14 protein-coding genes are annotated in these 13,462 nt (G+C 61.3%); 3 read left to right on the plus strand and 11 right to left on the minus strand.

The window, feature by feature from the left end:
* Positions 1 to 92 precede the first annotated feature (92 nt).
* The 7 genes from AC07VL_RS00125 to AC07VL_RS00155 form a co-directional block, all read right to left on the minus strand.
* A complete protein-coding gene (locus AC07VL_RS00125) occupies positions 93 to 812 on the minus strand; it encodes an ABC transporter ATP-binding protein (RefSeq protein ID WP_290608134.1) in 720 nt (239 codons plus the stop codon).
* Entirely contained in the window at positions 809 to 1,582 is a 774-nt protein-coding gene (locus AC07VL_RS00130; RefSeq protein ID WP_494804069.1) for an ABC transporter ATP-binding protein, read from the minus strand. Before AC07VL_RS00130 ends, AC07VL_RS00125 begins: the two co-directional genes overlap by 4 nt.
* A 19-nt stretch (positions 1,583 to 1,601) precedes the next feature.
* Complete coding sequence (locus tag AC07VL_RS00135; protein ID WP_494804070.1) at positions 1,602 to 2,819, minus strand: ABC transporter permease subunit; 1,218 nt, start codon at positions 2,817 to 2,819, stop codon at positions 1,602 to 1,604.
* Positions 2,820 to 2,841: 22 nt separating this feature from the next.
* Entirely contained in the window at positions 2,842 to 3,771 is a 930-nt protein-coding gene (locus AC07VL_RS00140; protein ID WP_290608140.1) for a branched-chain amino acid ABC transporter permease, read from the minus strand.
* Positions 3,772 to 4,072: 301 nt separating this feature from the next.
* Complete coding sequence (gene ispH, locus AC07VL_RS00145) at positions 4,073 to 5,020, minus strand: 4-hydroxy-3-methylbut-2-enyl diphosphate reductase (RefSeq protein WP_494804071.1); 948 nt, start codon at positions 5,018 to 5,020, stop codon at positions 4,073 to 4,075.
* Positions 5,021 to 5,033: 13 nt separating this feature from the next.
* The gene (locus AC07VL_RS00150; protein WP_034785165.1) at positions 5,034 to 5,489 is read right to left on the minus strand and encodes an FKBP-type peptidyl-prolyl cis-trans isomerase; all 456 of its coding nucleotides are present in this window, start codon (positions 5,487 to 5,489) and stop codon (positions 5,034 to 5,036) included.
* A gap of 157 nt (positions 5,490 to 5,646) precedes the next feature.
* Positions 5,647 to 6,873: a hypothetical protein gene (locus tag AC07VL_RS00155; RefSeq protein ID WP_494804072.1), complete on the minus strand. Its 1,227-nt coding sequence runs from the start codon at positions 6,871 to 6,873 to the stop codon at positions 5,647 to 5,649.
* 322 nt (positions 6,874 to 7,195) lie between these two features.
* On the opposite strand from AC07VL_RS00155, the gene radC reads away from it, so the two are divergent.
* From radC to rpmG, 3 genes are all read left to right on the plus strand, one after another.
* Complete coding sequence (radC, locus tag AC07VL_RS00160) at positions 7,196 to 7,870, plus strand: RadC family protein (protein WP_494804073.1); 675 nt, start codon at positions 7,196 to 7,198, stop codon at positions 7,868 to 7,870.
* 247 nt (positions 7,871 to 8,117) lie between these two features.
* Positions 8,118 to 8,354 (plus strand): 50S ribosomal protein L28, encoded by a 237-nt coding sequence (gene rpmB / locus AC07VL_RS00165; protein WP_010400928.1) that lies wholly within the window; start codon positions 8,118 to 8,120, stop codon positions 8,352 to 8,354.
* Between the two features lie 22 nt (positions 8,355 to 8,376).
* The gene (rpmG, locus tag AC07VL_RS00170; RefSeq protein ID WP_010400929.1) at positions 8,377 to 8,544 is read left to right on the plus strand and encodes a 50S ribosomal protein L33; all 168 of its coding nucleotides are present in this window, start codon (positions 8,377 to 8,379) and stop codon (positions 8,542 to 8,544) included.
* 138 nt (positions 8,545 to 8,682) lie between these two features.
* Here rpmG and AC07VL_RS00175 read toward each other — a convergent pair whose 3' ends face one another.
* From AC07VL_RS00175 to purN, 4 genes are all read right to left on the minus strand, one after another.
* Positions 8,683 to 9,852 carry a DesA family fatty acid desaturase gene (locus AC07VL_RS00175; protein WP_494804074.1) on the minus strand — a complete coding sequence of 390 codons (1,170 nt, stop codon included), beginning with the start codon at positions 9,850 to 9,852 and terminating at the stop codon, positions 8,683 to 8,685.
* A gap of 172 nt (positions 9,853 to 10,024) precedes the next feature.
* Positions 10,025 to 11,383, minus strand: coding sequence for a mechanosensitive ion channel family protein (locus AC07VL_RS00180; RefSeq protein ID WP_494804075.1), 1,359 nt, complete (start codon positions 11,381 to 11,383; stop codon positions 10,025 to 10,027).
* Between the two features lie 119 nt (positions 11,384 to 11,502).
* Complete coding sequence (locus tag AC07VL_RS00185) at positions 11,503 to 12,822, minus strand: RsmB/NOP family class I SAM-dependent RNA methyltransferase (protein ID WP_494804076.1); 1,320 nt, start codon at positions 12,820 to 12,822, stop codon at positions 11,503 to 11,505.
* 21 nt (positions 12,823 to 12,843) lie between these two features.
* The gene (gene purN / locus AC07VL_RS00190) at positions 12,844 to 13,452 is read right to left on the minus strand and encodes a phosphoribosylglycinamide formyltransferase (RefSeq protein WP_494804077.1); all 609 of its coding nucleotides are present in this window, start codon (positions 13,450 to 13,452) and stop codon (positions 12,844 to 12,846) included.
* Positions 13,453 to 13,462 lie beyond the last annotated feature (10 nt).

Here is a 13,462-nt window from a genome sequence, read left to right on the forward strand (position 1 = left end):
TCACCAGCTCCTCCAGGCATCCATCCCGCTTCTCCCCCCACGGATGCCATTATGCCCCGGCCCAGCCGGGGCATTTTTTATGCGCGCTTGCTTTATTCGCCCAGATACGCCGCCTTCACGCGCGGATCGTCGAGCATGTCGGCCGCATTGCCGCCCATGGTCACCAGGCCGGAATCCATCACGTAGCCGCGGTGCGCCGCCTGCAGGGCCAGGCGGGCATTCTGCTCGACGAGCAGGATGGTGATGCCTTCGGACGACACCCTGCGGATGACCTCGAAGATCTTTTCCACCATGATGGGTGACAGGCCCATCGACGGCTCGTCGAGCAGCAGCAGCTTCGGGTGGCACATCAGGGCGCGCGCCATGGCCAGCATCTGCTGCTCGCCGCCCGACAGGGTGCCGGCCATCTGCGCCGCCCGCTCCTTCAGGCGGGGAAAGACGTCGAACCACTTGGCGATATCGTCCTCGACGCCCGCCTTGTCCGTGCGCGTGTAGGCGCCCATCATGAGGTTTTCACGGATCGACATGCGGGTAAACACGCCCCGCCCTTCCGGCACCATGGCCAGCTTCCGTTCCACCAGGTGGAACGATTTCGAGCCCTTCAGCGATTCGCCCAGGTAGCTGATCGTGCCGTCGACCTTGCATGCAGGCAAGGTGCCCGTGATGGCTTTCAACGTCGTCGTCTTGCCGGCGCCGTTCGCGCCGATCAGCGCGATCAGTTCGCCCTCGTTGACTTCCAGGTCGATGCCTTTTACCGCCTTGATGCCGCCGTAGGCCACGTGCAGGCCCGCCACCTTCAATACATTGCTCATGCGTGCGATCCCCCCAGGTAAGCCTCGATGACGGCCGGGTTTTGCTGTATTTCGGCCGGCAAGCCTTCGGCGATGCGCTTGCCATATTCGAGTACCGTGATGCGGTCGCACAGCCCCATCATCAGTTTCACGTCGTGCTCGATCAAGAGCACGGTCTTTCCTTCCGCCTTGATTTTCACCAGCAGCTCGCGCAGGGCCAGCTTTTCCGTCGCGTTCATGCCGGCCGCCGGCTCGTCCAGGGCCAGCAGGGTCGGGTCGGTGGCCAGCGCGCGGGCGATTTCCAGGCGCCGCTGGTCGCCATACGACAGGAAACGGGCCGTGCGGTTGGCGAACTGGGCAATGCCGACGAAATCGAGCAGTTCCATGGCGCGCCGGCGGATGGACGCCTCTTCCTCGCGCGCCGCCTTGTGGCGGAAGATGGCGCCGAACACGCCCTGGTGCGAGCGCACGTGGCGCCCCACCATGACGTTTTCCAGCGCCGTCATGTCGCCGAACAGCCGGATGTTCTGGAAAGTGCGGGCGATGCCCGCCTTGGCCACCTTGTGCGGCGCGGACGGCGAATACGGCTTGCCGGCCAGCTCGAAAGTGCCCGTGTCGGGCTGGTACAGGCCGGTGATGACATTGAAAAACGTCGTCTTGCCGGCGCCGTTCGGCCCGATCAAGCCGTAGATCTGGCCTTGCTTGATGGTAATGCCCACGTCGGTGAGCGCCTGCAGGCCGCCGAAACGCTTGTTCACGCCAGCGATATTGAGAATGATCTGTTCGCTCATGGTCTTCCTCGTCCTCAGGCTAGGCGGACACGACGCCGGTGGATTTGCCCGGCTGGTCGACGTCGTGGTCGGGCCGGTCTTCGTGCTTCGGTGCCGGCCACAAGCCGGCCGGACGGTTGAGCATGATCAACACCATGGCCAGGCCGTACAGCAGCTGGCGCAGCACTTCCGCCTCGATCACCACGTGGCCGAACAGCGCCTGCTGGGCCGGTTCGACCACGTGGCGCAGCACTTCCGGGATCGAGGCGAGGATGACGCCGCCGAGAATCACGCCGGGAATATGCCCGATGCCGCCCAGCACCACCATGGCCAGCACGGCGATCGATTCCGTCAGCGAGAACGATTCCGGCGAGACAAAGCCCTGGAAGGACGCGAACATGGCGCCGGCCACGCCGCCGAACGACGCGCCCATGGAAAAGGCCAGCAATTTCACGTTGCGTGTGTTGATGCCCATGGCCTTGGCGGCGATCTCGTCCTCGCGGATGGCCACCCAGGCGCGGCCCAGGCGCGAATGCTGCAGGCGCTTGGTGACGAACACAACAGCGATGCACAGGAAGAGGAACAAAAAGTAATACGCATTCACGGACGGCATGGAAAAGCCGCCCAGCATCACCGTGCTGTTGCTGCCCGCCTCGCCCGCCAGGTTGACGCCGAAGATGCGGATGGGGTCGATCAAATTGATGCCTTGCGGGCCATTCGTGAAGTTGATCGGATCGTTCAGATTGTTCATGAAGATGCGGATGATCTCGCCAAAGCCCAGGGTCACGATGGCGAGATAGTCGCCGCGCAGTTTGAGCGTGGGCGCGCCCAGCAGGGCGCCGAAAAATCCCGCCACGGCGGCGGCCAGGGGCACGATGGCCCAGATCGACAGATGGATGCCGTTTTCGCGGATTTCCGGCCCCATCAGGTGCACCAGGGACTCGCCCAGCGCGGGATACTGGTTCACCACGGATTCGAGCAGGATGGCGAACTGGGGCGACGCCAGCAGGGCCGTCAGGTAGGCGCCCACGGCATAGAAGGCGATGTAGCCCAGGTCGAGCAGGCCGGCGAAGCCGACGACGATGTTCAAGCCCAGGGCCAGCATGATGTACAGCAAGGCCATGTCGATGATGCGCACCCATGAATTGCCGAACTGCGCGGCAAAAAACGGGAACACCACCAGCAGCGCGGCCAGGCCCAGCATGCCGGCGTAGGCCTTGGTCGGATTTTTCTTAGCGTCGAAATCGAGTAGTGCCATGATTTAATCTCCCAGTATCACATCAGGCACGGTCGGCCACGCGTTCGCCCATGATGCCGGACGGGCGCAGGGTCAGCACGATGATCAGCACGACGAAGGCAAAGATATCCTGGTAGTGGCTGCCCAGGAAGCCGCCCGTGATGTCGCCGATGTAGCCGGCGCCCAGGCTCTCGATAATCCCCAACAAGATACCGCCCAGCATGGCGCCATAGATATTGCCGATGCCGCCCAGCACGGCCGCGCAGAACGCCTTCAGGCCGGGGATGGCGCCCATGGAAAACTGGATGGACGCATAGTTGGCCCCCCACATGACGCCGGCCACGGCCGCCAGCGCCGCGCCGATGGCGAAGGTGGCGACGATGACCTTGTCGGAATCGACGCCCATCAGGCCCGCCACGCGGGGGTTTTCCGCCGTGGCGCGCATGGCGCGGCCCATGCGGGTTTTTTCCACCAGCAAGACCAAGCCCCCCATGGACAGCGCGGCCAGGGCCAGCAGCAGCACTTGCGTCTGTGAAATGACGGCGCCGCCAATATTGATGGGGTCGGTCGACAGCAATTGGGGGAAAGGCAGGGGATTGCGCGTCCAGATCATCATGGCAAAGGTTTGCAGCAGGATGGACACGCCGATGGCGGTAATCAGGGGGGCGAGGCGGGGGGCGTTGCGCAGGCGGCGGTAGGCGACCCGCTCGATGAGGATGTTGACCAGGATACACACGGGAATGGCGCCGAGGATGGCCGTGGCCAGTTTCAAATAGCCGGGCCAGTCCGGCACGTAAATGCCCAGCAGCTTGAGGATGGTCAAGCCCACCATGGCGCCGATCATCAGCACGTCGCCGTGGGCGAAGTTGATCAGGTTCAAGACGCCGTACACCATCGTGTAACCGAGGGCCACCAAGGCATACATGCTGCCCAGCACCAGGCCGTTGATGATTTGCTGGATGAAGGTATCCATGGTCAGATTGCCCTATCAAATCTACATTGTCGGGAACAACTTCCGCCGGAACACATGCCGCTGATACAAAAACGGCACCGGAGGAAAAATTCCTGCAGTGCCATCCCTGGACCGTTCTCACCAGCATGGTGCACGCACTCAAAACGGGCGTGCCCCTGCTTAGTCATAACGACAACATATTCAAGCTTGAGGCAATCATAACGATCTTTTGCAAAAACTAAGCTTGGAATAAATCAATCATTTCCGAATTAAATTCGGTTTTGAGGTCACTATTTCATCGATACCCGGTCGCCCTACCGGCTCAGGCGACGTCTCGCTTGATGCCGTCGAGGCCTTTCGGCATCGGGAAGGTGACGGCTTCCTGCACGCCATCGAGCGGGCGCACGCTCTTCACGCCGCACTCTTTCAGGCGGTCGATGACGGCCTGCACCAGCACCTCGGGCGCCGAGGCGCCGGCCGTCACACCCACGCGCAGCTTGCCTTCCAGCCAGGCCGGGTCGATTTGCGAGGCATTGTCGACCATGTAGGCAGGCGTGCCCATCTTCTCGGCCACTTCGCGCAGGCGGTTCGAATTCGAGCTGTTCGGGCTGCCCACGACGATCACCAGTTCCACCTGCGGCGCCATGAATTTCACGGCTTCCTGGCGGTTGGTGGTGGCGTAGCAGATGTCGCCTTTTTTCGGTTCCGCGATGTTCGGATATTTCTGTTTCAGGGCCTCGATAATGTCGCGAGTGTCGTCAACTGACAACGTTGTCTGCGAGACATAGGCCACGCTGTCGGGATTGACGACCTGCAATTTCGCCACATCATCGAGCGTTTCCACCAGGTGCATGCCCATGTCGGCCTGGCCCATCGTGCCTTCCACCTCGGGGTGGCCATCGTGGCCGATCATGATGATCTCGCGCCCTTCGCGGCGCATCTTGCCCACTTCCATGTGCACCTTGGTGACGAGGGGGCAGGTGGCGTCAAAGATGCTCAGGCCGCGCGCTTCCGCCTCGGCGCGCACGGCTTTCGACACGCCATGGGCGGAAAACACGAGCGTATTGCCGGCCGGTACATCATCGAGGTCATCGATGAAGATGGCGCCCTTGTTGCGCAGGTCGGCCACCACGTAGGCGTTGTGGACGATTTCATGGCGCACGTAGATCGGCGCGCCAAATTGTTGCAAGGCGCGTTCGACGATTTCGATCGCGCGGTCGACGCCGGCGCAAAAACCGCGGGGCTGGGCCAGTAACAGTTCCTTATCCATCGCTACTCCTTCTTTACAGGACCGAGATGAGCTTGACTTCAAAGCGCAGCGGCTGGCCCGCCAGCGGATGATTGAAGTCGAACAGGGCCGAATCGTCGCGCATTTCGCGCAGCACGCCGGCAAAGCGGCCGCCGCCCGGGGCGGCGAAATCGACCAGGTCGCCGATCTTGTAGTCGGCGCCCGGCACGGAGTTTTCGTCCAGGGTGGCGCGCGAGACAGACTGCACCAGCTCGGGATTGCGCTCGCCGAAGCCTTCGCCGGCGGCCAGCTCGAAGGTCTGGTGCGTGCCTTCAGGCAAGCCCAGCAAACGCTGCTCGAGGAACGGCGCCAGCTGGCCCTGTCCCAGCATCAAGGTCGCGGGATTGCCGCTGAAGGTCGTGACAATATCAGTACCGTCAACAGTAGCAAGACGATAATGCAGGGTGAGGTAAGCCGCTTCGGTGACGACTGCTGGTTGCTCGTTGGACATAGTGAGTTTTCAAGTAGCTGATGCAAAACGATATTGTAAGCCACACTGGCCGCGCCTGCCCCATGGCATCGTCAAAGAACGGCGCGTGCGCACACAAGAAGGGGAAAAGGAAGCGGCAGGCGCGTCTGGGCGCCCGCCCGCAGGGATGGGATCAGGATCAGTTGGCGGCAGTCTCGGCCACGTTCGGCAGGCTGTCGAGCAAGGCGGCCACGTCCTGGCGCGTTTCGCTGGAAAAACCCATCTGCGCCGTCACGTTGATCTTGCTATCGGCATCCTGCGTGGCCGCGAAGCTGGCAATGCCCAGCGCGCGCTCGAACAGGATCACCTTCTTGCCGCTGTTCAAATCGGTGGCCGATATCTTGCCCAGCCCGCCTTCCTGCGAGACGAGGATAGGCCGTCCCGGCACATTGAACCAGTTAATGCGCCAGAAATAATGGCTCATATTGCGCGTGCCGTTCGCCTCGTAGGCGCTTTCAAACGAGTCCATCTGCGCGCACTTGGCAACAAAGTAATTTTTTTGCTTGCACGCACTCATCACCTGCACCTGCTTGCTTTCCAGCGAGATATTCACTGGCACCAGGCGGTTGTCCTGGATGTTGAGCAGCGCATAATCCTCTTTCTTGGTCATGCCCACGGTGGCGCCCAGCGACTGCACCGCGCTGAACAGGCCGGCCAGGGAGCCGCCGCCTTGCGTGCCGTTCGAGGTGGGTGTGCGTTCGAGCAGGATGTAGCCCGTATTGGCGATGTCACCATTTTGCAGGGCGGCAATAGAAAACGCTTCCGGCGCGATGATGTTCGTCGTGCCGTTGCCGGGGATATAGCGGAAGCCCGTGTTGTCGCGGGCGATCACGAAGCCGCGCGACGACGGGATCAGGCGGTAGCCATTGAACTTCTTGCCCGTCACCGTGGTGAGCTGCCACAAGGCCCCCTGCTTTTGCGCCGTGGCGATGGTGATCGGCTCGGCACTGGAGAGGGCGCGGCCGGTTTTCAGCACATACTCGCCCGGACTGGTTTCCGCCAGATATGTAAAATCGCCCGACTGGGCATCAAAACCGTAGCTCGTGATCTTGCCTTCCGGATCGATGTAACGCTGGCCATTGATGGCGAAGCCGTCGCGGAAGCGCTCGAACTGCACGCCGTGCGTCAGTACCGGAAACTGCTTGAACGCGGCGGCCAGGTCTGCATCGCTGCGTTGCGGCAGCGCCGTGGCCGGCGCCGCCTGCGGCGCCACGCCCTGCGCCTGCAAGGCACGCCCCATTTGCTGCTGTAACAACATATTCAGCACCTGCTTTTGCTGCTCGGGCGTCAGCGCATCCAGGTTTTGCGCCAGCACGGGCTGTGCAGACATCAAGGTGGCAAAGATCAGGGCGAGGCTTTTTTTCATGAGAGTCGATGGATGAGGAAGGTCAAGGTTGCAGCCCGACGGCACTGCCCGGCATGGCACCAACGGCAGTCACGCAAGCGTGGCCAAATTGGCAATGGGCATTATCATAAGTCATCCATGAGTAAATTGCCAATTGGAAATAAAACACGCTCCATGGCAACTTATACCTGGGCCGTGCCGGTGTGCCCGCGGCAGCGCGCCAGCCGATAGTTAGGTCCATATCAGTACCGCGCGCCGCGCCGTGGCGATAATGCAGTGTAAGGCGGGCGGTGACGGCGCCGGCCATGGCCTGCCCGCATGGCGCGGGACGAAGGAGTGCAGCATGGGTATCAAGGACTGGCCCGCCGGCGAGCGGCCGCGCGAACGCCTGATCGAGGATGGTGCGCAGTCGCTGTCGGACGCGGAATTGCTGGCCGTGTTCCTGCGCACTGGCGTGCGCGGCAAGAGCGCCGTGCAGCTGGCGCGCGATACGGTCGAACACTTCGGCTCCCTGCGCGGCCTGTTCGGCGCCAGTCTCGTGAGTTTTTCCGCCGTGCACGGCATGGGCAGCGCCAAGTTTGCCCAGCTGCAAGCGGTGATGGAACTTGCGCGGCGCGCCATCATCGAGGACTTGCAGGCAGGCCAGGCCCTCAATTCGCCGCACGCCGTGAAAGACTACCTGCGCCTGACCCTGGGCAATCTGGCGCATGAAGCGTTTCACGTGTTGTTTTTGGACGTCAAGAACCGCCTGATCACGACGCAGGAAATGTTTCGCGGCACCCTCACCCACACCAGCGTGTATCCGCGCGAAGTGGTGAAACAGGCGCTGCTGCACAACGCGGCCAGCGTCATGCTGGCCCATAACCACCCGTCCGGCACGCCCGAACCGAGCGAATCGGATTTATTGCTGACGCGCGCGCTGGTGCAAGCGTTGTCGCTGGTGGACGTGCGCATCCTCGACCATTTCGTCGTGGCCGGACGGCAAGTGCATTCCTTCGCGGAACACGGCCAGATCTAGGCCGGGACCGGCCTCACCGCAGTTAACCATGTGTAAACAAGGACATACGTGATGGCGCCGAGATGCTTATCTAACAGTAAACAGCGCTGCTTACCAGTGCCTTCCCCTATGAAGAAGGGGAAAAGTTAAATTGTTAAATTATTTCAATACAACATGACACAATTGTTTTTCGCAAGTCATTGATAAATCGGCTTATTTTGGATATACTCTCGTTTTTCCAATTTGGAATATCTTTAAGGAGTGCGCCATGGCACGTGTTTGCCAAGTCACTGGGAAGAAGCCGATGGTCGGCAACAATGTTTCCCATGCAAACAACAAAACCAAACGTCGTTTTTTGCCTAACTTGCAGAATCGTCGTATTTTTGTTGAATCTGAAAACCGCTGGGTCTCCCTGCGTTTGTCCAACGCCGGTCTGCGCGTCATCGATAAAGTCGGCATCGACGCCGTATTGGTCGATATGCGCGCTCGTGGCGAAAAAGTCTAATTAGCAGAATAAGGGAGCTATCATGGCAAAATCAGGCCGCGACAAAATCAAGTTAGAATCGACCGCCGGTACGGGTCACTTCTACACGACCACCAAAAACAAGCGTACGACGCCTGCGAAAATGGAGATCATGAAATTCGATCCTAAAGCACGCAAGCACGTAACGTACAAAGAAACCAAGATCAAGTAATTGATATTGTGTTCTGTAAAAAGAGCCGCTCCGATGAGCGGTTTTTTTTCGCCCTGATTTTCACCCCGCCGCTCTCCCCTTGTGCCGGGACGAAAAAAAGGCCCCGCATCGCGGAGCCCTGACTGGCAACTGCCCTGCTTAGGCGTAGCTGCGCAGGCGCAAGGAAAAGTCTTGCAGCGACTTGATGCCCGACGCTTCGGCGCGCGTGCACCAGTCTTGCAGCTTGTGCAGCAATTGCTCGCGCGTAAAGTGCGAACGTTCCCAGATGGCGCCCAGTTCCACGCGCATGTGGTGCATGGTTTCCAGTGCCTTGCTATGCTGGAACAATTCCGACAACTGCTCGTGGTGCGCATCGGCCAGCTTGCCCGGTTCGCGCTGCATCAGCTTGCGCGACGATTTCAGGAAGCGCTTTTCCAGCTCCGCCTTGTGCTTCAGGTGTTCCAGCTCTTCCTTCCAGGCATGCTTGATCGATTTCGCGTACTTGGCCATCACGTCGTAACGGTTGGCGATGACGGACTGCAAGGTCTCAAAGTCCGCTTCCATCTTGCCGTGCGAGAACTTCGGTGCCGGCGCCAGCTTTTTCACCTTGGCCAGGCCCAGCATTTCCAGGGCGCGGATGTACGCCCAGCCGATATCGATTTCGTACCATTTCGACGACAGCTTGGCCGAGGTCGCATAGGTATGGTGATTGTTGTGCAACTCTTCGCCACCGATCAGTATGCCGAAAGGAATGATGTTGGTGGCCGCGTCCGCGCAATCGTAGTTGCGATAGCCCCAGTAGTGACCGATGCCGTTGATGATGCCGGCCGCCGTAATCGGGATCCACATCATCTGCACGGCCCACACGGAAATGCCGATCACGCCGAACAGGATGAAATTGATGACGAACAGCGATACCACGCCCAGCCAGCTGTACTTGGTGTACAGGTTGCGCTCGATCCAGTCCGTCGGCGTGCCGTGGCCATATTTCGCCATGGTTTCCATGTTCTTTGATTCAGCGCGGTACAGCTCGGCACCTTCCCAGAAGACTTTCTTGATGCCGCGCGTCACGGGGCTGTGCGGATCTTCTTCCGTATCGCACTTGGCGTGATGCTTGCGGTGGATGGCGGCCCACTCCTTGGTGACCTGGCCCGTCGTCAGCCACAGCCAGAAACGGAAGAAATGGCTGGGAATCGCATGCAATTCCAGCGCCCGGTGCGCCTGGTGGCGGTGCAGGTAAATCGTGACGCTGGCGATGGTGATATGCGTGACCACCATGGTGTACAGGAAAACTTGCCATGCGGACAAATCGGTAATGCCAGTTGCCATGAACTGCAAAACGTCGTGTAAAACGGAACTCAATGTCATTACTACTACTCCAAGTGGACAGGGCATGCGCACGGTCGCTCCAGTCACCCTGGAGGTCCGGCAGAGTTAATTTTAGGCGTGATTGTACGCCCTAATGGGTGCGGTCAGGCAAAAACGGAGGCAGGCAGCGAGGTTAAGGCTGGGTGCCGGATGGCGCGGACTCACCCTCGGCGGCGCTGGCGAGCGGTGCCGGAGGCGTACCCACAATACGCAATTCGCGTTGCGGGAAAGGAACACTGACCTTGTGTTCCTGCAAGGTGCGCCAGATGGCGCGGTTCACGTTCGACTTCACGCCGCCCGTGCCGTTTTCCGGGTCCGCGATCCAGAAACCGATCTGCAGATCCAGGCCGTCGGCGCCGAAACGCACGAGCGTGGCCGATGGCGGCTTGCTTTGCGACACGCGCGGCACTCCGGCCGTGGCCGCTTCCAGCAAGGGGAAGATGGCATCGAGGTCCGTTTCGTAACCGACCGACACGGCCGTCGACAGCCAGACCATGCGATTCGTCAGCGACATGTTCTGCACGCCGCCGGAAATCAGCATTTCATTCGGCACGATGGATTCCACGCCATCGCCGCCCAGTAATACAGTATAGCGCGTATTGATCTGCGTCACCTTGCCCGTGAACTGGCCGACGGTGATCATGTCGCCGATGGTCAGGCTGCGGTCGAGCAGGATGATGAAGCCGGAGACAAAGTTGGCGGCAATCTTTTGCAGGCCAAAGCCCAGCGCCACGCCGAAGGCGCCGCCGAACACGGACAGCACCGTCAGGTCGATGCCCACCAGCGACAGGCTGACCAGCACGGACACGAGGATCAGCACGGCGCGGCCCATGCGCGACAGCACCACGCGCAGCGAGGTGTGCAAACCCTGCATTTTCATCAGGCGCTCGTCGAGCGAGGTGCCGGCCCACATGGCCAGCACCAGCAGCACGGCCACAGAAATAGCGGCTTGCAAGATGGCCGCGACGGACACCTTGTTGCGACCCAGCGGCACGACGATGCCTTCAAGGAAGGCATGCAATTCCGGCCACAGTCCCGTGATGTACAGGGCCATGCCGGCCCATACCACCACCGTGAAGATCTTTTCCAGCAGCAACATGGTGGGGCTGACCTCGCCATGACGGGCGAAGATGCGGCGCAGCACATAAAAGCCGAAGCGCACCAGGGCCATCGAGGTGCACAGGGGAATGGCAATGCTGAGCAGATTCACCGACTGGAACTTGGCCAGGAAGTGCTGCGCAATGCCCAGCAGCATGGCCGCCAGCACGGGCGTCAGGATGCGGATGAAACTGTCCGTGCGCTGCAGGGTCTCCGGGCTGGCCGGCGTGGCTGCCGCTTCGGCCCGCTTGTGCAGGAATTCGCGCAGCTGCCGCACCAGCAGCCAGCTCAGGGCCAGGCAGGCGACGATGGCCAGCGCCTGCCACAGGATGGCCGGTTGGCGGAAATCGTCGACAAAGTCGGTGATCAGGTTCAGCAGCGGGGTTTCAGTCATGGCGGAGGCGGTCCGGAAGGTGGGGCGGAGAGGTACGGATGGGGAATGATCCCGTGCCGCCAGGCGGGCTGGCGGCAGTGCGGCCGCCGCTGCGTGTTGCAGCGGCGGCCGTGACAGGCTTACTCGGCGGCTTCAGCGTCAACGTCGTCGGCCGGTTTTTCATCGGCGTAGACTTTTTTCGGCATGACCTTGCGCTCGAACACGGCGGCGAAGAAGCCGTCCGTCTGGTGCAAGTGCGGCAGCAACTTCAGGTAGTCGCCCATTTCCAGGTCGATCTTCTGCTCGGCCAGCACCTTGTGCATCGGCACCAGGCTGAAGTCGGGGTTGGCGGCCAGGAATTGCTCGGCGATCTGGTCGTTTTCTTCATTCAGGAAACTGCAGGTGGCGTACACCAGGCGGCCGCCGCCCTTGACCAGGCGCGCGGCGCCGGCCAGGATAGCTGCCTGCTTGGCCTGCAGTTCGACGATGGAATTGGGCTGCTGGCGCCATTTCACGTCGGGATTGCGGCGCAGGGTGCCCAGGCCGCTGCATGGGGCATCGACCAGCACGCGGTCGATCTTGCCGGCCAGGCGCTTGATCTTGGCATCGCGCTCATGCGCGATCTGCACCGGATGCACGTTCGACAGGCCGCTGCGGGCCATGCGCGGCTTGAGCTTGGCCAGACGCTTTTCCGACACGTCGAAGGCGTACAAGCGGCCCGTGTTGCGCATCAGCGCGCCCAGCGCCAGGGTCTTGCCGCCCGCGCCGGCACAGAAATCGACCACCATCTCGCCGCGCTTGGCGCCGACGATCTGCGACAGGATCTGGCTGCCTTCGTCCTGCACTTCGATGGCGCCGCTCTGGAACAAGGGCAGGTTTTGCAGCGAAGGCTTCTTGATCACGCGCAAGCCCAGCGGCGCGTAAGGCGTCGGCGTGCTGAGGATGGGCGCTTCGGCCAGGGCCAGCATCACGTCTTCGCGCGTGGCCTTGAGCGAATTGACGCGCAAGTCCAGCGGCGCCGGCGCGTTCAGCGCATCGGCCAGCTTCATGGTTTCCGCTTCGCCGAACTGGGCGATGAGCTTGTCGAACAGCCAGGTCGGCATGTTGGCGCGCATGTTCGCCGGCATCAGGCTGCGGTCGATCTGCGTGATGCGTTCCAGCCATTCCACTTCCTCTTCCGTCAGGCCGCCCAGCGAATCGGCGCCCACCGCTTCGGCCAGGCCGAGGATGGTCAAACGGCGCATGGTCGGGCCGCTGCCCGCTTCAGCGAAGTCCGTGAAGAACGATTTGTTGCGCAGCACGGCATAGATGCCTTCGGCGATGGCGCCCCGTTCGCGCGAACCGAGGCGCGGATGGTCGCGGAAATAGCGCGACAGGGTGGTATCGGCCGGGGCCGTGAAACGTAAAATTTCGCGCAATACTTCTTCAGCATTGGCAAGTATCGCTGGTGGCAATCTCATTGTTATTCTTCCTGTAATATTTTATTGAGGGTCCACGCGGACCTGGCCATGCTCGACCGACAGTTTATCGTCAATGAACAGGCGGATGGCGCGCGGGTAAAGCAGATGTTCCTGTACCAGCACGCGCGCCGATAAGCTGTCTTCCGTGTCGCCCGGCAAGACGGGGACTGTCGCGCTCGCCACGGCGGGGCCATGATCGAGCTCGGCAGTTACGAAATGCACGGTCGCGCCGTGTTCCGTCACGCCCGCCTCGAGCGCCTGGCGGTGCGTCGCCATGCCCGGGAACAGCGGCAGCAGCGACGGGTGGATATTGAGCATGCGCCCTGCGTAGTGTTCCACGAAGGGCGGCGTGAGGATGCGCATGAAACCGGCCAGCACGACCAGGTCGGGGGCAAAGCCGTCGATCACGGCTTGCAGCGCCGCATCGAACTGTTCGCGGCTGGCAAAATCCTTGTTGGCAACGACAGCGGTCGCTATCCCGTGTTCCGCAGCAAAAATCAGTCCCTGGGCATCGGCCCGGTTACTGATGACGGCGGCAATACGGGCAGGCCATTGCTCGGCTTGCGCCGCGCGCACGACCGCTTCCATGTTGCTGCCGCGTCCGGAAATGAGGATAACGATATTTTTCATAGCGCGCATT

Source organism: Janthinobacterium sp. GW821-FHT03C08 (assembly GCF_059420905.1).

Coding starts and splice junctions, on each gene's coding strand:
- AC07VL_RS00125 (WP_290608134.1), bottom strand. CDS start 812: ATGAGCAATGTATTGAAGGTGGCGGGCCTGCACGTGGCCTACGGCGGC.
- AC07VL_RS00130 (WP_494804069.1), bottom strand. CDS start 1,582: ATGAGCGAACAGATCATTCTCAATATCGCTGGCGTGAACAAGCGTTTC.
- AC07VL_RS00135 (WP_494804070.1), bottom strand. CDS start 2,819: ATGGCACTACTCGATTTCGACGCTAAGAAAAATCCGACCAAGGCCTAC.
- AC07VL_RS00140 (WP_290608140.1), bottom strand. CDS start 3,771: ATGGATACCTTCATCCAGCAAATCATCAACGGCCTGGTGCTGGGCAGC.
- ispH (WP_494804071.1), bottom strand. CDS start 5,020: ATGGATAAGGAACTGTTACTGGCCCAGCCCCGCGGTTTTTGCGCCGGC.
- AC07VL_RS00150 (WP_034785165.1), bottom strand. CDS start 5,489: ATGTCCAACGAGCAACCAGCAGTCGTCACCGAAGCGGCTTACCTCACC.
- AC07VL_RS00155 (WP_494804072.1), bottom strand. CDS start 6,873: ATGAAAAAAAGCCTCGCCCTGATCTTTGCCACCTTGATGTCTGCACAG.
- radC (WP_494804073.1), top strand. CDS start 7,196: ATGGGTATCAAGGACTGGCCCGCCGGCGAGCGGCCGCGCGAACGCCTG.
- rpmB (WP_010400928.1), top strand. CDS start 8,118: ATGGCACGTGTTTGCCAAGTCACTGGGAAGAAGCCGATGGTCGGCAAC.
- rpmG (WP_010400929.1), top strand. CDS start 8,377: ATGGCAAAATCAGGCCGCGACAAAATCAAGTTAGAATCGACCGCCGGT.
- AC07VL_RS00175 (WP_494804074.1), bottom strand. CDS start 9,852: ATGGCAACTGGCATTACCGATTTGTCCGCATGGCAAGTTTTCCTGTAC.
- AC07VL_RS00180 (WP_494804075.1), bottom strand. CDS start 11,383: ATGACTGAAACCCCGCTGCTGAACCTGATCACCGACTTTGTCGACGAT.
- AC07VL_RS00185 (WP_494804076.1), bottom strand. CDS start 12,822: ATGAGATTGCCACCAGCGATACTTGCCAATGCTGAAGAAGTATTGCGC.
- purN (WP_494804077.1), bottom strand. CDS start 13,452: ATGAAAAATATCGTTATCCTCATTTCCGGACGCGGCAGCAACATGGAA.